Here is a 25,787-nt window from a genome sequence, read left to right on the forward strand (position 1 = left end):
CGGCAATTTCGACCGATTACAGATTTCCGTGAAATGGCCGATGACACTCTTTAACAACTATTTCAGTCCACCGGCAGACAATGGGAAACGTTTCATAGACATCGGCTTCTAACCGATACACCCCACGCAACGGGAACGGGGTGTGCTGCGCAAGCCCCTTGAAACCGGCAAGGCTCGCCCCACCTAGGGGACAACAAGGCCAGATGCCACTGCGAAGAGGAGTGCCGCCATGCAAATGATCTACAACAGCCCCAACTACTGCGTCGTCGAATTTGCGCCGCAGGCCGGCCATCATCTGATGAATGCCGGCGGATACGAAATCGTCGACAAGAACGCGCAGCGCGAGATCTTCATCGACGGCGAACTTGCCGAACGCTTTCGAGCGCACGTGAAGCAACTGATCGAGGATGAACCGTCGCTCGACGAAGTCGACGAATTCCTCGGGCAATTCGACAGCCTGATGATGATGCCCGTCGTGCTGCACTGACGACCCGCGGCCCGGCGCCTCGCGCGGCCGGGCCATTCGCCGCGCACCGACGCGGCGCCCGCGAGCACTCCGATCATGCCCCCGTCCGGTTCGCCTGGCGGGGGCTTTCATTTGGCGGACGCCCCGGCCGGCGCGAGGCCGGGCGGCGGCCAGGCGCAGCGGCTACAATGACGGTTTTCCCGTCTTCGCCGGTCCTCCGCCCATGTCTGCGACTCCTCTCGCCGCTTCCGTCCCGCTCGACGCGCCCTACACGCGCGGCGCCGCACTGCCCGCGCTGCTGAAATCGCGCATCCTGATCCTCGACGGCGCGATGGGCACGATGATCCAGCGCTACAAGCTCGACGAAGCCGCATATCGCGGCGAGCGCTTCAAGGATTTCCCGCGCGACATCAAGGGCAACAACGAGCTGCTGTCGCTCACGCAGCCGCAGATCATCCGCGAGATCCACGACCAGTACTTCGCGGCCGGTGCCGACATCGTCGAAACCAACACGTTCGGCGCGACGACGGTCGCGCAGGCCGACTACGGGATGGAAGATCTCGTCGTCGAGATGAACGTCGAATCGGCGAAGCTCGCGCGCGAATCGGCCGCGAAATACGCGACGCCGGACAAACCGCGCTTCGTCGCGGGCGCGATCGGGCCGACGCCGAAGACGGCGAGCATCTCGCCGGACGTCAACGATCCGGGCGCCCGCAACGTCACGTTCGACGAGCTGCGCGACGCGTACTACCAGCAGGCGAAGGCGCTGCTCGACGGCGGCGTCGACCTGTTCCTCGTCGAGACGATCTTCGACACGCTGAACGCGAAAGCCGCGCTGTTCGCGCTCGACGAGCTGTTCGAGGACACCGGCGAGCGCCTGCCGATCATGATCTCGGGCACCGTCACGGATGCATCGGGCCGGATCCTGTCGGGCCAGACGGTCGAGGCGTTCTGGAATTCGCTGCGCCACGCGAAGCCGCTCACGTTCGGCCTGAACTGCGCGCTCGGCGCGGCGCTGATGCGCCCGTACATCGCCGAGCTCGCGAAGCTGTGCGACACCTACGTGTCGTGCTACCCGAACGCGGGCCTGCCGAACCCGATGAGCGACACCGGCTTCGACGAAACGCCGGACGTCACGTCGGGCCTGCTGAAGGAATTCGCGCAGGCCGGGCTCGTGAACCTCGCGGGCGGCTGCTGCGGCACGACGCCCGAGCACATCGCCGAGATCGCGAAGGCGCTCGCCGACGTGAAGCCGCGCCGCTGGCCGAACCAGTACAGCGACAACGCCTGACCCGACCGCCCCACGCCCTTCATTACACGAATTCGCACCGCCATGACCGATCACATGATGCGCCTTGCCGGCCTCGAGCCGTTCAACGTCACGTCCGGAACGCTCTTCATCAACGTCGGTGAACGCACCAACGTCACCGGCTCGAAGGCGTTCGCGCGGATGATCCTCAACGGCCAGTTCGACGAGGCGCTCGCCGTCGCGCGCCAGCAGGTCGAGAACGGCGCGCAGGTGATCGACATCAACATGGACGAGGCGATGCTCGATTCGAAGGCAGCGATGGTGCGCTTCCTGAACCTGATCGCGTCGGAGCCGGACATCGCGCGCGTGCCGATCATGATCGACTCGTCGAAGTGGGACGTGATCGAGGCCGGCCTCAAGTGCGTGCAGGGCAAGGCGATCGTGAACTCGATCTCGCTGAAGGAAGGCGAGGAAGCGTTCCGCCGCCACGCGAACCTGATCCGCCGCTACGGCGCGGCGGCCGTCGTGATGGCGTTCGACGAGAAGGGCCAGGCCGATACGTACGAGCGCAAGACCGAGATCTGCAAGCGCTCGTACGACTTCCTCGTGAACGAAGTCGGCTTCCCGCCGGAAGACATCATCTTCGACCCGAACATCTTCGCGGTCGCGACCGGCATCGAGGAGCACAACAACTACGCGGTCGACTTCATCGAGGCGACCCGCTGGATCAAGCAGAACCTGCCGTACGCGAAGGTGAGCGGCGGCGTGTCGAACGTGTCGTTCTCGTTCCGCGGCAACGACCCGGTGCGCGAGGCGATCCACACCGTGTTCCTGTATCACGCGATCCAGGCCGGCATGGACATGGGCATCGTCAACGCCGGCCAGCTCGGCGTGTATGCCGAGCTCGACGCCGAGCTGCGCGAGCGCGTCGAGGACGTGATCCTGAACCGCCGCGCCGATTCCACCGACCGCCTGCTCGAGATCGCCGACAAGTTCAAGGCGGGCGGCGCGAAGAAGGAAGAGAACCTCGAGTGGCGCAACCAGCCGGTCGAGAAACGGCTCTCGCATGCGCTCGTGCACGGCATCACGACCTTCATCGTCGAGGACACCGAAGAAGTGCGCGCGAAGATCGACGCGGCCGGCGGTCGCCCGATCAACGTGATCGAAGGCCCGCTGATGGACGGGATGAACATCGTCGGCGACCTGTTCGGCCAGGGCAAGATGTTCCTGCCGCAGGTCGTGAAGTCGGCGCGCGTGATGAAGCAGGCGGTCGCGCACCTGATCCCGTTCATCGAGGAAGAAAAGCGCCTGCTCGCGGAAGCGGGCGGCGACGTGCGCGCGAAGGGCAAGATCGTCATCGCGACCGTGAAGGGCGACGTGCACGACATCGGCAAGAACATCGTGTCGGTCGTGCTCCAGTGCAACAACTTCGAAGTGGTCAACATGGGCGTGATGGTCCCGTGCAACGAGATCCTCGCGAAAGCGAAGGTCGAGGGCGCGGACATCATCGGGCTGTCGGGCCTCATCACGCCGAGCCTCGAGGAAATGGCGTACGTCGCGTCCGAAATGCAGCGCGACGACTACTTCCGCGTGAAGAAGATCCCGCTGCTGATCGGCGGCGCGACCACGTCGCGCGTGCACACGGCCGTGAAGATCGCGCCGCACTACGAGGGCCCGGTCGTCTACGTGCCCGATGCGTCGCGTTCGGTGTCGGTCGCGTCGAGCCTGCTGTCCGACGAAGGCGCGGCGAAGTATCTCGACGAGCTGAAGTCCGACTACGAGCGCATCCGCGACCAGCACGCGAACCGCAAGGCGCAGCCGATGGTCACGCTCGCCGAGGCGCGCGCGAACAAGACGAAGGTCGACTGGGCCGGTTACACGCCCGTGAAGCCGAAGTTCATCGGCCGCCGCGTGTTCAAGAACTACGACCTGAACGAACTCGCGAACTACATCGACTGGGGCCCGTTCTTCCAGACGTGGGACCTGGCAGGCCCGTACCCGGCGATCCTGAACGACGAGATCGTCGGCGAATCGGCGCGGCGCGTGTTCTCCGACGCGAAATCGATGCTCGCGCGCCTGATCCAGGGCCGCTGGCTGAGCGCGAACGGCGTGATCGCGCTGCTGCCGGCGAACACCGTCAACGACGACGACATCGAGATCTACAGCGACGAGTCGCGCTCGGAAGTGCTGCTCACGTGGCGCAACCTGCGCCAGCAGAGCGTGCGCCCGGTGGTGGACGGCGTGATGCGGCCGAACCGCTCGCTCGCCGACTTCATCGCGCCGAAGGAATCGGGCGTCGCCGACTACATCGGCATGTTCGCGGTGACGGCCGGCCTCGGCGTCGACGTGAAGGAAAAGCAGTTCGAAGCCGACCACGACGATTACAGCGCGATCATGCTGAAGGCGCTCGCCGACCGTTTCGCGGAAGCGTTCGCCGAGGCGATGCATGCGCGCGTGCGACGCGAGCTGTGGGGTTACGCGAGCGGCGAGACGCTCGACAACGACGCGCTGATCGCCGAAAAGTACGCAGGCATCCGCCCGGCGCCCGGCTACCCGGCCTGCCCCGACCACCTCGTGAAGCGCGACATGTTCGACGTGCTGCATGCGGACGAGATCGGCATGAGCGTGACCGACTCGCTGGCGATGCTGCCGGCCGCGAGCGTATCGGGCTTCTACCTCGCGCATCCGGACAGCCGCTATTTCTCGGTCGGCAAAATCGGGCAGGATCAGCTCGAGGACTACGCGCGGCGCATGGCGCTGTCGCTCGACGATGCGCGCCGCGCGCTCGCGCCGCAGCTCTGATCGATGCGCACGGGCGGCCGACCGCTCGTTTGGTCAGACAAAAAGAAAAAGCCCGCTCGGAAGCGGGCTTTTTCCTGCCTTACTAAACTTTCGTACTGCCGGGCAACGAAGCTCAGAAGCCCCAGTGCACGTCGGCTTCGCCGGCTTTCGCCTCGCGCAGCATCGTGAGGAACGGCGCGACGCGCTGGGCCAGGCTCGGCGGCACTTCATGGTGTGCGTGATCGGCTTCGTCCTCATGGAAATGGCCGGCGTGCTCGGCGCGCGCCTGCTTCGCCTGCGCGACTGCGCCTTCCAGCTTCGCGATCGCGTGGTCCAGCTCGTCGTGCGTAATCACACCGCGCTCGCCCAGCTGCTTGCCGACGAGGCCCAGCACATACACCGCGAAATCCTTCAGCACGTCGAGATCCTGTGCCGCCTTGCTCTTGAACGTAATCATGACAATTCCCTTTTCATCTTGTTGTGCCTGCGCGGCGAGGTTGGGGGAACGCCGGCAGACCGGCGTCCGGCCTCGCGGACGCGGGGCGCCTGAGCGGCATATTAGCACCTGTTAAAATTCTGCGATCCCTGAAACGCGCGCTTAAAAAGCGCGCCGGCGGCCCGGCGTTTCCGGCCGCCACCAACGAAGCCTTCTACCAGCATGCTGCCAGCACACAAACAGACCCTCGAAGCCCTGCTCGCGGATAGCGTCAAGCAGGTCGCACACGCGCTGAAAGGCGCCGACGCAGCGTTCGTCGCCCCGGCCATCACGCTGGAGCGCCCGAAGGTCGCCGCGCACGGCGACGTCGCGTGCAACGTCGCGATGCAGCTCGCCAAGCCGCTCGGCGCGAACCCGCGCCAGCTCGCCGAGCAGATCGTCGCCGCGCTCACCGCGCAGCCGGCCGCGCAAGGGCTCGTCGAAGCCGCCGAAATCGCCGGCCCCGGCTTCATCAACCTGCGCCTGTCGGCCGCCGCGAAGCAGGCGGTGATCGCCGCCGTGTTCGACCAGGGCCGCGCGTTCGGCACGTCGGATCGCGAGAAAGGCAAGCAGGTGCTGCTCGAATTCGTGTCGGCGAACCCGACCGGCCCGCTGCACGTCGGCCACGGCCGCCAGGCCGCGCTCGGCGACGTGCTCGCGAACGTGATCGCGAGCCAGGGCTACGCGGTGCACCGCGAGTTCTACTACAACGACGCGGGCGTGCAGATCGGCAACCTCGCGATCTCGACGCAGGCGCGCGCGCGCGGCCTGAAGCCGGGCGACGCGGGCTGGCCGGAAGCCGCGTACAACGGCGAATACATCGCCGACATCGCACGCGACTACCTGAACGGCGAAACGGTCGCCGCGTCGGACGGCGAGCCCGTCAAGGGCGCGGGCGACGTCGAGGATCTCGACGCGATCCGCAAGTTCGCGGTCACGTACCTGCGTCGCGAACAGGACATGGACCTGCAGGCGTTCGGCGTGAAGTTCGACCAGTACTACCTCGAATCGTCGCTGTACAGCGAAGGCCGCGTCGAGAAGACGGTCGACGCGCTGATCAAGGCCGGCATGACCTACGAGCAGGACGGCGCGCTGTGGCTGCGCACGACCGACGAAGGCGACGACAAGGATCGCGTGATGCGCAAGTCGGACGGCACGTACACGTACTTCGTGCCGGACGTCGCGTACCACGTGACGAAGTGGGAGCGCGGCTTCACGAAGGTGATCAACATCCAGGGCTCGGACCACCACGGCACGATCGCGCGCGTGCGCGCGGGCCTGCAGGGGCTGCACATCGGGATCCCGAAGGGCTATCCCGACTACGTGCTGCACAAGATGGTCACCGTGATGCGTGACGGCCAGGAAGTGAAGATCTCGAAGCGCGCGGGCAGCTACGTGACGGTGCGCGACCTGATCGAATGGTCGGGCGGCGCGGCGGCGGGCCAGGAAGCGGCGCCCGACCTGATCGACGAGGCGACCATCACGCGCGGCCGCGACGCGGTGCGCTTCTTCCTGATCTCGCGCAAGGCCGATACCGAGTTCGTGTTCGACATCGACCTCGCGCTGAAACAGAACGACGAGAACCCGGTCTATTACGTCCAGTACGCACATGCGCGGATCTGCTCGGTGCTCAATGAATTGAAGTCGCGCTACAACGTCGACGCCGCGCAACTGCCGGGCGCCGACCTGTCGCAACTGACGAGCGCGCAGGCCGCATCGCTGATGCAGAAGCTCGCCGAGTATCCGGACATGCTCACGCACGCGGCGAACGAGCTGGCGCCGCACGCGGTCGCGTTCTACCTGCGCGATCTCGCTGGCGAATTCCACTCGTTCTACAATGCGGAGCGCGTGCTGGTCGACGATGAAGCGCCGCGCAACGCGCGCGCCGCGCTCCTCGCCGCGACCCGGCAGGTGCTCGAGAACGGCCTGGCGGTGCTCGGCGTGTCCGCGCCCGCCAAGATGTAAGGACGCAAGCGGCCCGAACCGGGCAGCGAATGGCCGCGGCAGCGCCCGCCGCAGGAGCGCCTGCCGCAGCCTTTTCACGATTCTTTTTGCAGGTGACTCAAGCAATGGCACAACCACGCCGCACTTCGAAACAATCGAAACAAGCCGGAGGGACATTTCTTGGAATCGTGCTGGGCCTGATCGTCGGCCTCGCGATCGCCGTGGTGGTGGCGCTCTACATCACGCGTTCGCCGTCGCCGTTCGTGTCGAAGGTCGCGCCGCCGCCGGCCGACAACGGCGCGAGCCAGCCGCAGCAGTTCGACCCGAACCGCGCGCTGCAGGGCAAGACGCCCGGCCAGCCGGTGCCGCAGGCCGCGCAGCCCGCGCCGCCCAACACCGCGCCCGGCCAGGCCGCGAACCAGACCCAGGGCGGCCTGTTGCCCGAGCCGCAGATCGTCGAAGTGCCGCCGTCGGCCAACGGGTCGAGCGGCTCGAACAACACCGGCAGCTCGAGCAACACGACCGCATCGAACAATACGTCGTCGGGTAACGGCGTCGCCGTCGCGCCGAAGCCGGCCGACACCACGCCGCCGAAGAAGACGCCGCCGCCGCAACAGCAACAGCAGGCCGGCGAGGACGACCTCGCGCGCTTCGCCGCGCAGAAGCAGGCGCAGCAGGCCGCCGCGCAAAAGCAGCAACAGCAGCAGCAGGCCGCGAACACGCCGAAGCCGACGTCGTCGGCCACCGCCACCGCGGCAGCGAAGCCGCCGACCGCGAACGACGCGAATACCGGCTACTTCCTGCAGGTCGGCGCGTACAAGACGGAAGGCGACGCCGAGCAGCAGCGCGCGCGCCTCGGCTTCCAGGGCTTCGAGTCGAAGGTGTCGAAGCGCGATGTCAGCGGCGTGACCTATTTCCGCGTGCGCGTCGGCCCGTTCTCGAAGTTCGAGGATATGAACTCGGCCCGTCAGCGCTTGTCCGATGCAGGTGTCGACACGGCGGTGATCCGCTTCACGAAGCAGTAGGCAGCCGGTCGAGCCCACGCAGAACCCGTTACGTTTCGTAACCCGAGCAACTGATTCGACGTTCACAACATGAAAAAACTGCTTAGCACGCTCCTTCTGTCCCTGGGCCTCGCGGCCGGCTTCGCCCAGGCAACGCCTGCCGCGCCCGCCTCCGGCAAGGACTTCGAGGTGATGAAGTCGCCGCAGCCGGTGTCCGCGCCGGCCGGTAAGGTCGAGGTGATCGAGTTCTTCTGGTACGGCTGCCCGCACTGCTACGAATTCGAGCCGACGATCGAGGCCTGGGTGAAGAAGCAGGGCAACAACATCGACTTCAAGCGCGTGCCGGTCGCATTCCGCGACGATTTCATCCCGCACTCGAAGCTGTTCTATGCGGTGTCCGCGCTCGGCATCTCCGAGAAGGTCACGCCGGCGATCTTCAACGCGATCCACAAGCAGAAGAACTACCTGCTGACGCCGCAGGCGCAGGCCGACTTCCTGGCCACGCAGGGCGTCGACAAGAAGCAGTTCATGGACGCGTACAACTCGTTCAGCGTGCAGGGCCAGGTGAAGCAATCGGCCGAACTGCTGAAGAACTATGCGATCGACGGCGTGCCGACGGTCGTCGTCCAGGGCAAGTACAAGACGGGCCCCGCTTACACGAACAGCATCCCGGGTACCGCCCAGGTGCTCGACTTCCTCGTGAAGCAGGTTCAGGACAAGAAGCTCTGATCCCCGCCCGCGCGCCGGCATGACTACTCCGCTGAAGGTCTTCATCACCGGCGCGTCGAGCGGCCTCGGCCTCGCGATGGCCGAGGAATACGCCCGCCAGGGCGCCACGCTCGCGCTGGTCGCGCGACGCACCGACGCGCTCGATGCGTTCGCGCGGCGCTTCCCCAAGCTGTCCATCTCCGTCTACTCCGCCGACGTGCGCGATGCCGACGCGCTCGCGACGGCCGCCGCGTCGTTCATCGCGACGCACGGCTGCCCGGACGTCGTGATCGCGAACGCGGGCATCAGCCAGGGTGCCGTCACGGGCCAGGGCGATCTCGCGACGTTCCGCAACGTGATGGACATCAACTACTACGGGATGGTCGCGACGTTCGAGCCGTTCGTCGGCCCGATGACGGCTGCGCGCCACGGCACGCTGGTCGGCGTCGCGAGCGTCGCCGGCGTGCGCGGCCTGCCCGGCTCCGGCGCGTACAGCGCGTCGAAATCGGCCGCGATCAAGTATCTCGAATCGCTGCGCGTCGAGTTGCGCCCGGCCGGCGTCGGCGTCGTGACGATCGCACCCGGCTACATCCGCACGCCGATGACCGCGCACAACCCGTACCGGATGCCGTTCCTGATGGACGCCGACCGCTTCGCCGCGCGCGCGGCGAAAGCGATTGCGCGGCAGCACGCGTTCCGCGTGATTCCGTGGCAGATGGGCGTCGTCGCGAAGGTGCTGCACGTGCTGCCGCGCTGGCTGTACGACCGCCTGTTCGAGAAGGCGCCGCGCAAGCCGAAGGCCGGCGCGCACTGACGAATCGGCGGCCGGCCCGTGTAACACGCGCCGGGCCGCATCGCCGCATCGAAGCTTCGATTTCGCGGCACTTCCTGCGGCGGCCGCGCAGATCCCGCCGCGCGCGCCGACGCGCCGCGACCTCCCCTCCCCACCCGCCGCCTCCGCAGCACCTTCCGCCGCATCAACACCCGTTCCGTCGCGAACGCAGCCGTTTTTCGGTCAATTCGCTGCGTTCCGGCGCCTTTTTTCACGCGCCGCACGCTTTGACGTTATGCTGTTCGCCAGCCGCGCCGGCCCGCCCGCTTCCGGGCCGCGCCTGCATCCCGTCACCAAGCAAAAGCACAAGCCACGTGGGAGATCCTATGCACGTCAAGCTGTTCGCCGCGGCCGCGGTCGCCGCCGCACTCGCCGCCCCCGGCCTCGCCGCCGCCAAGCCGCTCACCGTCTGCACCGAATCGAGCCCGGACGGCTTCGACGTCGTGCAGTACAACTCGCTCGTCACGACCAACGCATCGGCCGACGTGATCTTCAACACGCTCGTGTCGTACGACGAAGCCGCGAAAAAGGTCGTGCCCGCGCTCGCCGACAAATGGGACGCGAGCGCCGACGGCCTCACCTACACGTTCCACCTGCGCCCGAACGTCGCGTTCCAGACCACCGACTATTTCAAGCCGGGCCGCGCGCTCGACGCGGACGACGTCGTGTTCACGTTCACGCGGATGCTCGACGATGCGAACCCGTGGCACAAGGTGGCCGGCGCGAGCGGCTTCCCGCACGCGCAGTCGATGGGCCTCGTGAAGCTCGTGAAGTCGGTCACGAAGGTCGACGACAGCACCGTGAAGTTCGTGCTGAACGAGCCGAACGCGACGTTCGTGCCGATCCTGACGATGGGCTTCGCGTCGATCTACTCGGCCGAATACGCGGACCAGCTGCTGAAGGCCGGCAAGCAGGCCGACCTGAACGCGAAGCCGGTCGGCACGGGCCCGTTCGTGCTGAAGAGCTATACGAAGGACGCGCTGATCCGCTACGACGTGAACCCGACGTACTGGGGCGCGAAGCCGAAGGTCGACCGGCTGATCTACGCGATCACGCCCGACCCGTCGGTGCGCCTGCAGAAGGTGAAGGCCGGCGAATGCCAGATCGCGCTGTCGCCGAAGCCGCAGGACGTGCTCGCCGCGAAGGGCGAAAGCGCGCTGAAGGTCGTGCAGACGCCCGCGTTCATGACCGCGTTCGTCGCGCTGAACACGCAGAAGAAGCCGCTCGACAACGACAAGGTGCGCGAGGCGCTGAACCTCGCGTTCGATCGTGCGACCTACCTGAAGGTCGTGTTCGACAACACCGCGACGGCCGCGAACAACCCGTATCCGCCGAACACGTGGAGCTACGCGAAGGACGTCGCGCCGTATGCGTACGATCCCGCGAAGGCGAAGCAGTTGCTCGCGCAGGCCGGCTTCCCGAACGGTTTCTCGACGACGATCTGGACGCGCCCGACCGGCAGCGTGCTGAACCCGAACCCGAAGGTCGGCGCGGAACTGCTGCAGGCCGACCTCGCGAAGATCGGCGTGAAGGCCGACGTGAAGGTGATCGAATGGGGCGAGCTGATCAAGCAGGCGAAGCTCGGCCAGCATGACATGCTGTTCATGGGCTGGGCCGGCGACAACGGCGATCCGGACAACTACCTGTCGCCGCAGTTCAGCTGCAATGCGGTGAAGTCGGGCATCAACTTCGCGCGCTTCTGCGACGCGCAGCTCGACAAGCTGATCGTCGACGGCAAGTCGACCGCCGACCAGGCCAAGCGCACGAAGCTGTATGAAGCCGCGCAGAAGATCATCCACGACCAGGCGCTGTGGATCCCGCTCGGCTACCCGACCGCCGCGGCGCTCACGCGCGCGAACGTGAGCGGCTATCGCGTGAGCCCGTTCGGACGGCAGAACTTCACGGCGGTCGCCGTGCAGTAACCGCGCGTGGCGCGCAAGCGACGGCGTTCGCGCCGCTCGCTTGCGGCCCGCGCACCCCGCTTGCTACACTCCGCCCCTATTCCTCATACCGGACGCCAGCCAAAGTGAACAACTAAGCCTTCCCAAAATGTTTTCGCCGCCGTGCCATGCACGCCGCGCGAAGGTCTTCACGCATTTTCGGAGGTGCTTATGGCTGCAGCCACGCCCACCGGCGCGCTCGTCGCGCTTCATCACGTTTCCTTCCGCTTCGACGACGGCTTCACGCTGTTCGATTCGCTCGACCTTTCCATCGATCGCACGCCGACGGGCATCGTCGGCCGCAACGGCATCGGCAAGAGCCAGCTCGCGCAACTGATCGCGGGCCGCTGCGCACCGAGCTCGGGGACGATCGACCGGCATGTGCCGGTCGCCTACGTCGCGCAGCAGCACAACGACGACGCTGCGGCCTGCCCGCGGACCGTCGCGCGGATCGCCGCGCTCGATGCGCCGCTCGGCGCGCTTGCGCGTCTCACGAACGGCCGCGCGGAGCCGCACGACTTCGACCTGATCGGCGATCGCTGGGATCTCGCCGAGCGGCTGCGCGCGGCGCTCGACGCGGCCGGCCTGCACGATGTGCGGCCCGACACGCCCGCACACGCGCTGAGCGGCGGCCAGCTCGCGCGCGTCGCGCTGATCGGCGCGCTGCTGTCCGGCGCCGGCCTGCTCGTGCTCGACGAACCGACCAACCATCTCGACGCGCCGGGCCGTGCATGGCTGCGCGCGGCGCTCGACGGCTGGCGCGGCGGGCTCGTGGTCGTGAGCCACGATCGTGCGCTGCTCGCCGACGTGCAGCGCATCGTCGAGCTGACACCGCAAGGCGCACGCTCGTACGGCGGCAACTACGCGCTCTACCGCGCGCAGCGCGGCGCGGAACAGGACGCCGCGCAGGCGGCACTCGATCATGCGCGCACCGAGCGCGGGCGCGTGAAGCGCAGGCTCGAACAGGAACACGACACGATTCAGCGTCACGCAGCCGGCTCGCTGCGCGATGCGAAGACGGCCAACCTGTCGTCGGGGGCAAAACAGAGCCGCAAGGGTGCGGCGCGCAACATCATGGGACAGGTCCGGCGCCAACAGTACGATTTCAAGGCAACGCTCGACGAACGCGTGCAGCAGGCGGCCGCGCGCGTCGAAGCCGATGCGCCCGTGCTCGTGTCGCTGCCGGGCACCGAGGTCAGCGCGCGCCGCCAGCTGTTCACGCTCGAACGCGCGCAACTGCCGTGGCGCGCGGCCGGCGATGCGGATTCGGATTCGATCACGTGGTCGGCAAGCGGCGTCGTGCGCATCGCGCTGACGGGCCCGAACGGCTGCGGCAAATCGACGTTGCTGCGGATGCTCGCGGGGGAACTCGCGCCGCGTTCAGGCACATGCACGACGCACGTGAGCGCCGCGTATCTCGACCAGCGGCTCGCGCTGCTCGATCCCGACCGCTCGATCGTCGAGCAACTGGGGCTGCTCGATACGCCGCTCGCCGAAGGCGACCTGCGCAGCCGCCTCGCGCTGTTGCAGCTCGACGCGACACGCGCGACGCAGCCGGCGCGGCAACTGAGCGGCGGCGAACGGCTGAAGGCCGCGCTCGCGTGTGCGTTGTGGCGCGGCACGCCCGCGCAACTGCTGCTGCTCGACGAGCCGACCAATCACCTCGATCTCGAATCGGTGCGCGCGATCGAAGCCGCGCTGGCCGGCTTCCCGGGCGCGATCGTGGTCGCGTCGCACGACACCGCGTTTCTCGCGGCGCTCGAACCGACGCACACGATGCAATGGCATCGCGACGGGTGGCGCTACGAACCCGTTGTCTAACTGAAGATCATCGCGAATCGTCTGTCGGCGTGCCGCCGGAATCGACGAACAGCTGCGTGAAGAGCCGCTCCGATTCCCGCAGGCCCTCGTCGGTCAGCACGACAGATTTCGTCTTGTTGACGGGGTCGCCGATCAGTCCGCGTTCATGCAACCGGTTCAGCACGTCCCAATCGAAGGTTTTCCACGCGCGATTGCGATCGTGCAAGGTCAAATGAAAGAGCGCCAGAACGGCGTCGTCAACGGCGTCGAGATCGATCTTCATCGCCATTTCCTCCGATCCGATCGCCCGGTCAGGAACCGAGCGTCGCGAGCAGCTTGATGAAGTTGCGCTTCGCGCGGTAGGTCTTGCGGATCTCTTCGAGCTCCGCTTCGAATGCCGCCTGCTGGCGATGCGCGGCCCGCAGCGCGCGAATATCGCGCACGACACCGAACGCTTGGTCGTACCGCGCGCTGCCGGCGCCATGATCAACCGCGAACGGCAGATACCGGTGATAAACGGCGATCGCGTCCTCCGGATGCGTCTTCGCGCGCGCCGCCGCCATCGCCGGCCAGACATCGACCTCGACCGGCCCGCCGAGAAACGCATCCCACGCGGCGGCATCGTTCTGCTCCGCGAGCAGCAGCTTCACCAGTTCGGTACGCGGCGGCGGTTCCCAGCGCCGTGCAGCCGGGATCGCCCGCCCCGGGGTTTCCCGCGCCCGGGCAAGCGACAACAGATGCGAAATCGCCCGCTCCTGCACGGCGTCGCGTCGCTTCGTCGCCTTCGCAACCTTCATCAGCGCCCGGAATGCGTCTGCCGTCGGATGGTACGCGAAGCGTTGCCACGCGAGTTCGTCCGCCCGATCGAATGCGCGCCGGCGCACATACTCGTCGATACAGAAACCCAGCAGACGATCGTCGTGCCGGTCCTTCGTTTCGCGCATCCCGCGTTCGGCCCACGCCAGCCCTTCGTCGAAACGGCCATGCTCCGCGCACAATTCCGCGATCTGCGCGAATCGGTACGACGCCGACAGATCCTTCGACCAGATGCGAATCAGCGCGTCGACGTCGCCGTCGTGCCTCGCCAGCGATTCCATCGCATGCTCGAGATTCGAGCGCACCGAATCGAACGCGCGCCGATCCTCCCGCCCGGCCGGCAGCGGAGGCAGCGTGGCCCATTGATGCTCGACCAGTTCCCGGTAGCGGCTCAATCCCGCGTCGCCCAGCGGCTCCGCATAGGCCGGCAGCACGCCGCGGAACGTGTCCCACTGTCCCCCGACCTGCAGGCGAAACAGGCGTTCGGCCAGTTTCACCGGCTCCGGCCGCGTCCGGATGCATGCCTCGAGGTGCACATCGGCGAGTTCGCCGATGCCGGGCGCCACGCTGCCGTCCGAGTCGTCGATCTGTTCGAGGCTCGCTTCCGCGTCCGCAATCGCCAGTTCTGCCAGCTCGACCACCTGCACGGCATGAGGGCCCGCCAACTGCCGCCGCAGCATGTCGGCCACTTCGAAGAGGGCTTCGCCGTACGTGTGCGCTTCATCCCAGCCGAGCGGCCGCGACACGCGCGTCAATTGCCGGACGGCGGCGCGCAGGCTTGCCGCATCGCCGGCATTCGCGGCACGTGCGTCGAACAGCAGCCTGTCGCGCAATGACCGATCGCGCTCGGCCGCGTCGAGCAGCCAGCTCCGCAACGCATCCTCGTCGAGCGTATTCAGATAGTCGTGAATCAGTTCCGCATGGGTCTTGCGTTTGCGTCGCGGACGCGCCGGTTGTTCGAGCGCCTCGTCGTGAAAGACTTCCTCGCCGCTGTTTTCGAGCCACGACAATGCAACGGCCACCGCATGCTTGCAGAAAGCGCCATCATCGCCTACCGGGCAGTTGCATGCGTAGGCCAGTGTGCCGTCGTCGCCCACCGCGAATTCGACACGATAGCGATACGTGCCGCGCACGGTCGCCGACAGTTCGCCGTTGCTTTCGATCAGCCGCGAAACCGCGCCGTCGTGATAGTAGGCCTTGCCGCGTTCGAAGGATTTCGGGTCGGCCAGGGCCCGGATTTCCGCGAGCGTGATGACATCGGAGAGGGAGACATTACCTGGCATGGGGTGCGACGAGTATCGAGTCCGGATCCCGGGAATTCTACAAAAGCGCCGGACGCGCTACCGCCTGCGCACATGCTCAACGCCGCACGAATCGGATTACACCGTCGTCGCCCTGCTCGCGCACGAGTTCCCCCGCGAGCCACAGCAGGTTCAAATGCGCGAGCGCCTCGCCGAGCGCGAACGTCATCTGGTGGATGTCGAGCTCGCGGCGCCGGAACATGATCGGCACGATGTCGGCCGCGCTCATCGGCTGCTCCGCGCACGCGACGCGCACTTCGTCGAGCCGCGCGTCGTGGTGCTCGCGCAGTTGCACGATGCGCGTGCGCACACCGCGGAACGGCTTGCCGTGCGACGGCAGCACGAGCGTGTCGGGCGCCATCGTCTCGTAGCGGCCGAGCGACTGCAGGTACAGCGCGAGCGGGTTCGCTTCCGGCTCGAGGTCGAACACGGACACGTTCGTCGAGATGCGCGGCAGCACCATGTCGCCGGAGATCAGCACGCCGTCCGCTTCGCAGTGCAGCGCGCAATGTTCAGGCGAATGGCCGTAGCCGGTGACGACGCGCCAAGTGCGCGCGCCGATCGTCACCGCATCGCCTTCGCGCAGGCGCCGGTAGCGCGGCGGCACGGCCGGCACGAGATCGGAGTAGTAGCTGCGGCGGTTGCGCAGCTTGTCGAGCGCGGCCGGATCGGTCAGCCCGTGGCGCGCGAAATGATCGGCGGCGGCCGCGCCGCCCGCGTTCGAGCCGTTGCCGGCCGCCATCAGGCAGCCGAACATGTATTCGCCGAGCGTCATCCATAGCCGCACGTTCCAGCGGCCCTTGTCGCCGCCTTCGCACAGCCAGTTCGCGAGCCCGAAGTGATCGGGGTGACAGTGCGTGACGAGCACGCGCAGCACGGGCAGGCCGTCGAGATGCGTATCGAAGATCTGCTCCCAGTGCGTGCGGATCGCATCCGACGAGATCCCGCAATCGACGATCGTCCAGCCGGCCTGCCCGTCGATCTCGTCGCGCAGCAGCCACAGGTTGATGTGATCGAGCGAGAACGGCAGCGGCATGCGCAGCCAGCGCACGCCGGGCGCGACCTCGAACGTGTCGCCCGCGGCGGGCAACGTGTCGGCGAAGGGATAGTCGAGTTGGTGTTCCAGTGCGTTCATCGGTGGGGCGTCTCGTCGTTATCGGTGCGAATGCGCGCCGGCGGCAGGCCGCGGCGGGCGGTGCGTCGATTCTATCGCCGTCGCGCGAAACGCGTGCCCGGCGGCCGCCGGCCCGTCAAAAAAGTTCGTGTCAGAATCGGTTCCGTACCCGTATCTTTACGCGAAGATGCACCGAACGGCGCCCAACGACGGATAACCCGCCGCTTGCCGGCCGGCCACGCGTCGCCGCAAAGTCTTTGATCCGCCCGCTTGGGCGCTAAAATGGCGAGTGCTTACAGCCCCTCCTGAACGAGCCTGCACGCAATGAATCACTTCCCCAAACTGCTGTCTTCGCAGATCGGTTTCGACGTCGCGCAGACGATGCTCGAAAACTTCGACCGCCACTACCGGATCTTCCGCGAAGCGGCCGTCGAGGCGAAGACGCTGTACGAGCGCGCCGACTGGCACGGGCTGCAGCGGCTCGCACGCGAACGGATCACGTCGTACGACGATCGCGTGCAGGAGTGCGTCGAGGTGCTGGAAGACGAATACGACGCGGAGAACATCGACGACGAGGTCTGGCAGCAGATCAAGCTGCACTATATCGGCCTGCTCACGTCGCACCGCCAGCCCGAGTGCGCGGAGACGTTCTTCAATTCGGTGTGCTGCAAGATCCTGCACCGCTCGTATTTCAACAACGATTTCATCTTCGTGCGCCCGGCGATCTCGACCGAATATCTCGAGAACGACGAGCCGGCCGCGAAACCGACCTACCGCGCGTATTACCCGGGCACCGACGGGCTCGCGGTCACGCTCGAGCGCATCGTCACGAACTTCCAGCTCGACCCGCCGTTCGAGGATCTCTCGCGCGACACCGCGTGCGTGATGCAGGCGATCCACGACGAATTCGGCCACTTCGACGCAGCGCCGAATTTCCAGATCCACGTGCTGTCGTCGCTGTTCTTCCGCAACAAGAGCGCGTACATCGTCGGCCGCATCATCAATGCCGACCGCGTGCTGCCGTTCGCGGTGCCGATCCGCCACGTGCGCCCGGGCCTGCTCGCACTCGACACCGTGCTGCTGCGCCGCGACCTGCTGCAGATCATCTTCAGCTTCTCGCACTCGTATTTCCTGGTCGACATGGGCGTGCCGTCCGCGTATGTCGACTTCCTGTGCACGATCATGCCCGGCAAGCCGAAGGCGGAGATCTACACGTCGGTCGGCCTGCAGAAGCAGGGCAAGAACCTGTTCTACCGCGACCTGCTGCATCACCTGTCGCACTCGAGCGACCGCTTCATCGTCGCGCCCGGGATCAAGGGCCTCGTGATGCTCGTGTTCACGCTGCCGTCGTTCCCGTACGTGTTCAAGATCATCAAGGATCACTTCCCGCCGCCGAAGGAAACGACGCGCGCGCAGATCATGGAGAAGTACCAGCTCGTGAAGCGCCACGACCGCCTCGGACGGATGGCCGACACGCTCGAGTATTCGAGCGTCGCGCTGCCGCTCGCGCGGCTCGACCATGCGCTCGTGCGCGAGCTCGAGAAGGAAGTGCCGTCGCTGCTCGAATACGAGGACGACAATCTCGTGATCAAGCACCTGTACATCGAGCGCCGGATGACACCGCTGAACCTGTACCTGCAGAACGGCACCGACGCGGACATCGAGCACGGCGTGAAGGAGTACGGCAACGCGGTGAAGGAGCTGATGAAGGCGAACATCTTCCCCGGCGACATGCTGTACAAGAACTTCGGCGTCACGCGCCACGGCCGCGTCGTGTTCTACGACTACGACGAGATCGAGTACCTGACCGACTGTAACGTGCGCCGCGTGCCGGCACCGCGCAACGAGGAAGACGAGCTGTCCGGCGAACCGTGGTATACCGTCGGCCCGCACGACATCTTTCCGGAGACCTACGGGCCGTTCCTGCTCGGCGACCCGCGCGTGCGGGACGTATTCATGAAGCATCACGCGGACTTTTTCGACCCCGTGCTGTGGCAGACGAGCAAGGACAAGCTGCTGCAGGGCGAATTGCCCGATTTTCATCCGTACGACGTCGCGCTGCGCTTTTGCGTGCGCTACCCGGAGCGCTTCGGCGCGACGGACCAGAACGACGGTGAAGGCGACGCGCAGCGCGCCGCCTGACGCCGGTTACACCGAACCCGATATCGACCCGAGTTCCGAAAACGGAATCCACACCGATGAACACTCCAGTCAACCCGCTCTCGCACCTGTTCGACAACAACGACGCCTGGGTCAGGCGCAAGCTCGCCGACGACCCCGAGTTCTTCACGCGCCTCGCCGACCAGCAGGCGCCGGAATATCTGTGGATCGGCTGCTCGGATTCGCGCGTGCCCGCGAACCAGATCATCGGCCTGCCGCCGGGCGAAGTGTTCGTCCACCGCAACATCGCGAACGTCGTCGTGCACAGCGACCTGAACTGCCTGTCGGTGATCCAGTTCGCGGTCGACATCCTGCGCGTGAAGCACATCATGGTCGTCGGCCACTACGGCTGCTCGGGCGTGAACGCGGCGCTGCACAACCGCCGCGTCGGCCTCGCGGACAACTGGCTGCATCACGTGCAGGACGTGCGCGAGCGCCATGCGGCGCTGCTCGACGAATGGCCGGTGGGCGAGGCACGCTATCGCCGCCTGATCGAGCTGAACGCGATCGAACAGGTCGTCAACGTGTGCCGCACGACGATCGTCAACGACGCATGGGCACGCGGCCAGTCGCTCACCGTGCACGGGCTCGTGTACGGTGTGCACGACGGCCGGATGCGCAACCTCGGGATGGCCGTGTCGAACTTCGAAGCGCTCGACGAAACCTACAAGCGCTGCGTCGCCGCGCTGACCGCGGGCGGCCAGCATGCGCCCGACAACGACATGGTCGCCGCCGATGCCGCGCAAATGAACGAAGTCGCGCAGGCGGTGGTCGATACGCTGAAGCCTTGCACGGACGCGGAGTAAGCACGCGCTCCGCGGCGGCGGCGACGCAACGGCAGCCTGCATCGAACTGACCTGACGCCGTCACCACGGCACTGCAAAGGAGCGGCGAACATGAAAACCGTACTGATCGTCGGCGCATCGCGCGGCCTCGGCCGCGAATTCGTCCGGCAATACCGGCGCGACGGCTGGAACGTGATCGCCACCGCGCGCGACGACGCGTCGCTCGCCGCGCTGCGCGCGCTCGGCGCGCAGGCGCATGCGCTCGACATCGCGCAGCCCGAGCAGATCGCGGCGCTCGGCTGGAAGCTCGACGGCGAACGGCTCGATGCGGCCGTGCTCGTGTCGGGCGTCTACGGGCCGCGCACCGAAGGCGTCGAGACGATCACCGCCGAGGATTTCGACGCGGTGATGCATACGAACGTGCGCGGGCCGATGCAGTTGCTGCCGATCCTGCTGCCGCTCGTCGAGGATGCGCGCGGCGTGCTGGCCGTCGTGTCGAGCCGGATGGGCAGCATCGCCGAGGCGACCGGCACGACCGGCTGGCTGTACCGCGCGAGCAAGGCGGCGCTGAACGACGTGCTGCGCATCGCGTCGCTGCAGACGCGCCACGCCGCGTGCATCTCGCTCCACCCCGGCTGGGTGCGCACCGACATGGGCGGCGCGCAGGCCGCGATCGATCCGGAAACCAGCGTGACCGGCATGCGCCGCGTGATCGCCGAAGCCGGCGCCGACGTGTCGCAGGCAAACGGCCGTTTCTTCCAGTACGACGGCATCGAGCTGAGCTGGTGAGCCGCGATCACAACCGAGCGTCGTTAATTCCCGTTTCGCATGATTTTGAACCGACCTGACGCGTGCCCGTGCGGCGGCGCGTCCCCTGCTCCCGCCGGCAAAGCGCCGGCCCCGCGCTATGCGGCCTGCTGCGGCCGCTTCATCGACGGCGGCGAAGCCGCACCGACGGCGCTCGAGTTGATGCGTTCGCGGTACAGCGCGTACGTGCTCGGCGCGACCGGCTACCTGCGCGCGACGTGGGCCGCGCGCACCTGCCCGCCCGATCTCGACACCGATCCCGAAGCGCCCGACGCGCCGCGCTGGCTCGGCCTCGCGGTAAAACGCCATGTGCCGCTCGACGAACGGCACGCGGAGGTCGAATTCGTGGCCCGCTACAAGGTTGGCGGACGTGCTTACCGGCTCCACGAGACGAGCCGTTTCGAGCGCGACGAGCACGGTTTCTGGCGCTATGTCGACGGCGAAGTAAGCGACCGCTGACAAATAGTTGCCATGTCAGACGCCGGGTAATTCCCGCATTGCACAACCCGATTTTGTCAGGCTAGGATGGCTGTCAGATTGGTCATGTTGCATGGCAGGGCTTACGAATGGCGTTCAGCAAGATATTGGTGGGATGGATGGCGGCCGGTGCGCTGTCGGCCGCTCAGGCCGGTACGCTGCCGAACGCAAATACGGGTGCCGGCACCGCCAGCGGCTCGCTCGCCCACGCCGAACGCTTCGATTACGGCGGCTCGAACCTGCCGCAGGTCGCGGCCGGCCTCAACGAACAGATCCTCCGCATTCCGGCCGATGCTTCGGGCTCCGTCACGCTCGAGGCGACGCTCTTCAAGCCGGACGGCCCCGGCCCGTTCCCGCTCGTCGTCTTCAACCACGGCAAGAACACCGGCGATCTCCATCTGCAGCCGCGCAGCCGGCCGCTCGCGTTCGCACGCGAATTCGTGCGCCGCGGCTATGCGGTGATCGCGCCGAACCGCCAGGGCTTCGCCGGCTCGGGCGGCACCTATCAGCAGGAAGGCTGCAACGTCGGCAAGAATGGCCTCGCGCAGGCCGCCGACGTCGACGCGACGGTGCGCTACATGTCGCGCCAGCCGTATGTCGATGCGTCGCGCATCGTCGTCGCCGGCACGTCGCACGGCGGCCTCGCGTCGGTCGCGTACGGCACCGAAGCCGCACCGGGCGTGCGCGGCATCATCAACTTCTCCGGCGGGCTGCGCCAGGACCTGTGCGACGGCTGGCAGCGCAACCTGGTCGATGCCTTCGACCAATACGGCGCACGCACGGCCGTGCGGTCGCTGTGGCTGTACGGCGACAACGATTCGGTGTGGACGCCCGCGCTCGTCGCGCAAATGCACGACGCGTACGTGTCGCACGGCACCCAGGCCCAGTTCATCGATTTCGGGCGCTACAAGGACGACGCGCACCGGCTGATCGTCGATCGCGACGGCGTGCCGGTCTGGTGGCCGGCCGTCAACGCGTTCCTCGAGAAACTGAACCTGCCGACCTCGGTACGCTACGCGGTCGCGAACCCGCACGAACCGAAGGCCACCGGCTATGCGGCCATCGACGCGGTCAACGCGGTGCCGTATGTCGACGAAGCCGGCCGCGAAGGCTATCGCCGCTTCCTGAACCAGCATCCGAGCCGCGCGTTCGCGGTGTCGTCGGAAGGCGCGTGGTCGTGGGCCGAAGGCGGCGACGACCCGATGGCGCTCGCGCTCGACAACTGCGCGAAACAGGGCGCAGGCGCGTGCCGGCTGTATGCGGTCAACGACCGCGTCGTGTGGAACGCGAACACGACGCAAACGGCCGACAACGGCGACGGCAGCACGCACGACACCGATACGCACGCGCTGGCTTCGCGCTGACGCGCGGCGGGCCGCCCGCCGCGCCTTATTCGCTTCCCTTCCGCTTCCCGCCCCGTTCTTCCGTGCGCGATCGCATCGCGCGTCGCCGTATTCGCGCAATCGCGCCATCACGCCATCGCCTGCCGTTCCGGCAGCCTGATCCCCCCGAATTCAGCAGACCATTCCGCTGCCGCGGTTCGCGCGTGGCGCCGCCCCGTTTTGCCGGCCCCCTTCGATCCCCGATTTTTCGCGATCGCATCGCGCCCCGTCCCGCGATTTTTTTCTGCCGGGGGGTGTCACTCGAACGTCGTCATCTGCGCACATTTCTGGGCATCTGGATCGTACCGTCCCGAGCAGCGCCGATCTGCGCCGAACTCCCGCCCGGCAAGGCTTTGCGGCGTTTGTAACCGCTAGTGCAACGTGTCGCGGAACACGCTAATCTCAGCGCGTTTTGGAATCTGCCGCGCGGCATCCCGTCGATGCCGCGCGGCCGTTTTACCCTTCGGAGTTGCCTTGAGTACGCCAGCCACCGACGACTGGGTCGCGCGCAGCCTGCGCGCGGTCTGGCATCCCTGCACCCAGATGAAGCACCACGAGCGCCTGCCGCTGATTCCGGTCGCGCGCGGCGCGGGCGTGTGGCTGTACGACCGCGAAGGCCGTCGTTACTTCGACGCAATCAGCTCGTGGTGGGTCAACCTGTTCGGTCATGCGAACCCGGACATCAACGCGGCGCTGAAGGACCAGCTCGACACGCTCGAGCACGCGATGCTCGCCGGCTGCACGCACGAGCCCGCGATCGAGCTCGCCGAGCGGCTGCATGCGCTCACCGAGCGCACGCTCGGCCATGCGTTCTTCGCGTCGGACGGCGCGTCGGCCGTCGAGATCTCGCTGAAGATGAGCTTCCACGCGTGGCGCAACCGCGGCCGCGCGAACAAGCAGGAATTCGTCTGCGTCGCGAACAGCTATCACGGCGAGACGATCGGCGCGCTCGGCGTGACCGACGTCGCGCTGTTCAAGGATGCGTACGACCCGCTGATCCGCCATGCACACGTCGTCGCGTCGCCCGATGCGCGCGGCGCGCTGCCGGGCGAGACGGCCGCCGATGTCGCGGGCCGCGCGCTCGCGGACGTGCGGCGCCTGTTCGTCGAACGCGGCGACCGGATCGCCGCGCTGATCGTCGAGCCGCTCGTGCAGTGCGCGGCCGGCATGGCGATGCACGATCCGTCGTACGTGCGCGGGCTGCGCGCGCTGTGCGACGAATTCGGCGTGCACCTGATCGCCGACGAGATCGCGGTGGGCTGCGGCCGCACGGGCACCTTCTTCGCGTGCGAGCAGGCCGGCGCGTGGCCCGATTTCATGTGCCTGTCGAAAGGCATCAGCGGCGGCTACCTGCCGCTGTCGCTCGTGCTCACGCGAGACGATGTGTTCGCGGCGTTCTACGACGACGACACGACGCGCGGCTTCCTCCACTCGCATTCGTACACGGGCAACCCGCTCGCGTGCCGCGCGGCGGTCGCGACGCTCGACCTGTTCGCGCGCGACGACGTGCTCGCGCAAAACGCGCGCAAGTCGGCCGCGATGCGCGCCGCGCTCGCGCCGCTCGACGCGCACCCGCAGGTGCGCCACCTGCGCGAACGCGGCACGCTGTTCGCATTCGACGTCGCGCTCGACGGCGACGCGGCGCGCGGCTTCTCGCGGCGCTTCTTCGAACGCGCGCTCGAGCGCGAGCTGCTGCTGCGCCCGATCGGCACGACCGTGTACCTGATGCCGCCGTACGTGATGAGCGACGACGACATCGCGTGGCTCGCGCAGCATACGCGCGACACGCTCGACGCAACGCTCGCGGAGATCATGCAATGACGACGCCCCTGCTCGACACGCTGCAGCGCGGCCTCGCCGATCTCGACGCGCAAGGGCTGCGTCGCGTGCGCCGCATCGCCGACACCGCGTGCGACGCGCGCATGACCGTCGACGGCCGCGAGATCGTCGGTTTCGCGAGCAACGACTACCTCGGCCTCGCCGCGCACCCGGCGCTCGTCGCCGCGTTCGCCGAAGGCGCGCAGCGCTACGGCTCCGGCAGCGGCGGCTCACACCTGCTCGGCGGCCATTCGCGCGCGCATGCAAAGCTCGAGGACGAACTCGCGGGCTTCGCAGGCGGCTTCTGCGACGCGCCGCGCGCGCTGTACTTCAGCACCGGCTACATGGCGAACCTCGCCGCGATGACGGCGCTCACCGGCAAAGGCGCGACGATCTTCTCCGACGCGCTGAACCATGCATCGCTGATCGACGGCATGCGGCTGTCGCGCGCGAACGTGCAGGTCTACCCGCACGCGGACACGGCCGCGCTCGCCGCGCTGCTCGAAGCATCGGATGCCGAAACGAAACTGATCGTCAGCGACACCGTGTTCAGCATGGACGGCGACGTCGCGCCGCTCGCCGAACTCGTCGCGCTGGCCGAACGCCACCGCGCATGGCTTGTCGTCGACGACGCACACGGCTTCGGCGTGCTCGGCCCGCAGGGCCGCGGCGCACTCGCGGCCGCCGCGCTGCGTTCGCCGAATCTCGTCTACGTCGGCACGCTCGGCAAGGCGGCCGGCGTCGCGGGCGCGTTCGTCATCGCGCACGAGACCGTGATCGAATGGTTGATCCAGCGCGCGCGCAGCTACATCTTCACGACGGCCGCGCCGCCGGCCGTCGCGCATGCGGTATCGGCCAGCCTGAAGGTGATCGCGGGCGACGAAGGCGACGCGCGCCGCGCGCATCTCGCCGCGCTGATCGAGCGCACGCGCGCGCTGCTGCGCAACACGCGCTGGCAGCCGGTCGATTCGCACACGGCCGTGCAGCCGCTCGTGATCGGCAGCAACGACGCGACGCTCGCCGCGATGCGCGCGCTCGACGCGCACGGCCTGTGGGTGCCCGCGATCCGGCCGCCGACGGTGCCCGCCGGCACGTCGCGGCTGCGCGTGTCGCTGTCGGCCGCGCATTCGTTCGACGATCTCGCGCGGCTCGAAACCGCATTGATCGAAGCCAGCGAGGCAGCTGCATGACTCTCCCGCTCTCGCTCTTCGTCACCGGCACCGACACCGAAATCGGCAAGACCTTCGTGTCGGCCGCGATGCTGCACGGCTTCGCGCGGCACGGCCTGCGCGCGGCCGCGCTGAAGCCGGTCGCGGCCGGCGCGTACGAGCGCGACGGCATCTGGCGCAACGAGGATGCGGACCAGCTCGACGCGGCCGCAAACGTCGTGCTGCCGCCCGAGCTGCGCACGCCGTTCCTGCTGAAAGCACCGGCCGCGCCGCATATCGTCGCCGCGCAGGAAGGCGTGACGCTCGACCTCGACACCATCGTCGCGTGCCACCGCGAAGCGCTGACGCGCGCGGACATCGTCGTCGTCGAAGGCGTCGGCGGCTTTCGCGTGCCGCTGAACGACACGCAGGACACGGCCGATCTCGCGGTCGCACTCGGCCTGCCGGTCGTGATGGTGGTCGGCGTGCGGCTCGGCTGCATCAGCCACGCGCTGCTGACGGCCGACGCGATTCGCCAACGCGGCCTCACGCTCGCGGGCTGGGTCGCGAACCATGTCGACCCGGCGATGTCGTTCGCCGACGAGAACGTCGCGACGATCCGCGACTGGCTCGCGCGCGAGCATCGCGCGCCGCTGCTCGGCCGCATCGCGCACCTGAGCCCGGCCGCTCCCGAATCCGCCGCGGCGATGCTCGACATCGCCGCGCTCGTCGAGTCGCTGCGCGCCGCGCAGCATTGACCCAACCGATCCCCCAATCCCG

At 67.4% G+C, this 25,787-nt stretch carries 21 protein-coding genes; 17 read left to right on the forward strand and 4 right to left on the reverse strand.

Annotated features, from left to right (window positions below):
• Nucleotides 1-229 precede the first annotated feature (229 nt).
• The 3 genes from ACM6JT_RS03780 (at nucleotide 230) to metH (ending at nucleotide 4,517) form a co-directional block, all read left to right on the forward strand.
• Nucleotides 230-487, forward strand: coding sequence for a DUF3567 domain-containing protein (locus tag ACM6JT_RS03780; protein WP_006477667.1), 258 nt, complete (start codon nucleotides 230-232; stop codon nucleotides 485-487).
• Between the two features lie 202 nt (nucleotides 488-689).
• A complete protein-coding gene (locus tag ACM6JT_RS03785; RefSeq protein WP_034179166.1) occupies nucleotides 690-1,757 on the forward strand; it encodes a homocysteine S-methyltransferase family protein in 1,068 nt (355 codons plus the stop codon).
• Nucleotides 1,758-1,799: 42 nt separating this feature from the next.
• Entirely contained in the window at nucleotides 1,800-4,517 is a 2,718-nt protein-coding gene (gene metH, locus ACM6JT_RS03790; protein WP_034179167.1) for a methionine synthase, read from the forward strand.
• Between the two features lie 112 nt (nucleotides 4,518-4,629).
• Here the strand turns inward: metH and ACM6JT_RS03795 are convergent, their stop codons facing one another.
• Nucleotides 4,630-4,953, reverse strand: coding sequence for a DUF1840 domain-containing protein (locus tag ACM6JT_RS03795; protein WP_034179168.1), 324 nt, complete (start codon nucleotides 4,951-4,953; stop codon nucleotides 4,630-4,632).
• Nucleotides 4,954-5,154: 201 nt separating this feature from the next.
• Here ACM6JT_RS03795 and argS point away from each other — a divergent pair, with 201 nt between their 5' ends.
• From argS to ACM6JT_RS03825, 6 genes are all read left to right on the forward strand, one after another.
• Nucleotides 5,155-6,936, forward strand: a complete 1,782-nt coding sequence (gene argS, locus ACM6JT_RS03800; protein WP_034179169.1) for an arginine--tRNA ligase — start codon at nucleotides 5,155-5,157, stop codon at nucleotides 6,934-6,936.
• Between the two features lie 104 nt (nucleotides 6,937-7,040).
• A complete protein-coding gene (locus tag ACM6JT_RS03805; RefSeq protein ID WP_034179170.1) occupies nucleotides 7,041-7,940 on the forward strand; it encodes an SPOR domain-containing protein in 900 nt (299 codons plus the stop codon).
• Between the two features lie 69 nt (nucleotides 7,941-8,009).
• Nucleotides 8,010-8,648 carry a thiol:disulfide interchange protein DsbA/DsbL gene (locus ACM6JT_RS03810; protein WP_034179171.1) on the forward strand — a complete coding sequence of 213 codons (639 nt, stop codon included), beginning with the start codon at nucleotides 8,010-8,012 and terminating at the stop codon, nucleotides 8,646-8,648.
• A gap of 19 nt (nucleotides 8,649-8,667) precedes the next feature.
• A complete protein-coding gene (locus ACM6JT_RS03815) occupies nucleotides 8,668-9,441 on the forward strand; it encodes an SDR family oxidoreductase (RefSeq protein WP_034179172.1) in 774 nt (257 codons plus the stop codon).
• Between the two features lie 344 nt (nucleotides 9,442-9,785).
• Entirely contained in the window at nucleotides 9,786-11,381 is a 1,596-nt protein-coding gene (locus tag ACM6JT_RS03820; protein ID WP_034179173.1) for an ABC transporter substrate-binding protein, read from the forward strand.
• Nucleotides 11,382-11,570: 189 nt separating this feature from the next.
• Complete coding sequence (locus ACM6JT_RS03825; RefSeq protein WP_414855985.1) at nucleotides 11,571-13,220, forward strand: ABC-F family ATP-binding cassette domain-containing protein; 1,650 nt, start codon at nucleotides 11,571-11,573, stop codon at nucleotides 13,218-13,220.
• Between the two features lie 7 nt (nucleotides 13,221-13,227).
• Here ACM6JT_RS03825 and ACM6JT_RS03830 read toward each other — a convergent pair whose 3' ends face one another.
• From ACM6JT_RS03830 to ACM6JT_RS03840, 3 genes are all read right to left on the reverse strand, one after another.
• Nucleotides 13,228-13,482, reverse strand: a complete 255-nt coding sequence (locus ACM6JT_RS03830) for a DUF6429 family protein (RefSeq protein ID WP_217590910.1) — start codon at nucleotides 13,480-13,482, stop codon at nucleotides 13,228-13,230.
• Nucleotides 13,483-13,510: 28 nt separating this feature from the next.
• The gene (locus ACM6JT_RS03835; RefSeq protein ID WP_414855986.1) at nucleotides 13,511-15,298 is read right to left on the reverse strand and encodes an SWIM zinc finger family protein; all 1,788 of its coding nucleotides are present in this window, start codon (nucleotides 15,296-15,298) and stop codon (nucleotides 13,511-13,513) included.
• Between the two features lie 76 nt (nucleotides 15,299-15,374).
• Nucleotides 15,375-16,451 (reverse strand): MBL fold metallo-hydrolase, encoded by a 1,077-nt coding sequence (locus ACM6JT_RS03840; protein ID WP_414855987.1) that lies wholly within the window; start codon nucleotides 16,449-16,451, stop codon nucleotides 15,375-15,377.
• Nucleotides 16,452-16,754: 303 nt separating this feature from the next.
• On the opposite strand from ACM6JT_RS03840, the gene aceK reads away from it, so the two are divergent.
• From aceK to bioD, 8 genes are all read left to right on the forward strand, one after another.
• Complete coding sequence (gene aceK, locus ACM6JT_RS03845) at nucleotides 16,755-18,572, forward strand: bifunctional isocitrate dehydrogenase kinase/phosphatase (protein ID WP_034179176.1); 1,818 nt, start codon at nucleotides 16,755-16,757, stop codon at nucleotides 18,570-18,572.
• Nucleotides 18,573-18,628: 56 nt separating this feature from the next.
• Nucleotides 18,629-19,396 carry a carbonate dehydratase gene (gene can, locus ACM6JT_RS03850; protein WP_034179177.1) on the forward strand — a complete coding sequence of 256 codons (768 nt, stop codon included), beginning with the start codon at nucleotides 18,629-18,631 and terminating at the stop codon, nucleotides 19,394-19,396.
• A gap of 90 nt (nucleotides 19,397-19,486) precedes the next feature.
• The gene (locus ACM6JT_RS03855; protein WP_034179178.1) at nucleotides 19,487-20,164 is read left to right on the forward strand and encodes an SDR family oxidoreductase; all 678 of its coding nucleotides are present in this window, start codon (nucleotides 19,487-19,489) and stop codon (nucleotides 20,162-20,164) included.
• 39 nt (nucleotides 20,165-20,203) lie between these two features.
• The gene (locus ACM6JT_RS03860) at nucleotides 20,204-20,641 is read left to right on the forward strand and encodes a YchJ family protein (RefSeq protein WP_034179179.1); all 438 of its coding nucleotides are present in this window, start codon (nucleotides 20,204-20,206) and stop codon (nucleotides 20,639-20,641) included.
• Nucleotides 20,642-20,748: 107 nt separating this feature from the next.
• Nucleotides 20,749-22,023, forward strand: coding sequence for a dienelactone hydrolase family protein (locus ACM6JT_RS03865; RefSeq protein WP_034179180.1), 1,275 nt, complete (start codon nucleotides 20,749-20,751; stop codon nucleotides 22,021-22,023).
• A gap of 492 nt (nucleotides 22,024-22,515) precedes the next feature.
• A complete protein-coding gene (gene bioA, locus ACM6JT_RS03870) occupies nucleotides 22,516-23,862 on the forward strand; it encodes an adenosylmethionine--8-amino-7-oxononanoate transaminase (protein ID WP_414855988.1) in 1,347 nt (448 codons plus the stop codon).
• Nucleotides 23,859-25,049, forward strand: a complete 1,191-nt coding sequence (gene bioF, locus ACM6JT_RS03875) for an 8-amino-7-oxononanoate synthase (protein WP_034179182.1) — start codon at nucleotides 23,859-23,861, stop codon at nucleotides 25,047-25,049. Before bioA ends, bioF begins: the two co-directional genes overlap by 4 nt.
• A complete protein-coding gene (gene bioD / locus ACM6JT_RS03880) occupies nucleotides 25,046-25,765 on the forward strand; it encodes a dethiobiotin synthase (RefSeq protein ID WP_034179183.1) in 720 nt (239 codons plus the stop codon). The genes bioF and bioD overlap by 4 nt, the downstream gene beginning before the upstream one ends.
• The last annotated feature ends 22 nt before the right edge of the window (nucleotides 25,766-25,787 follow it).

This window comes from Burkholderia sp. IT-111MI5 (assembly GCF_949752865.1).
In the GTDB taxonomy this organism is placed as follows: Bacteria; Pseudomonadota; Gammaproteobacteria; order Burkholderiales; family Burkholderiaceae; genus Burkholderia; species Burkholderia pyrrocinia_C.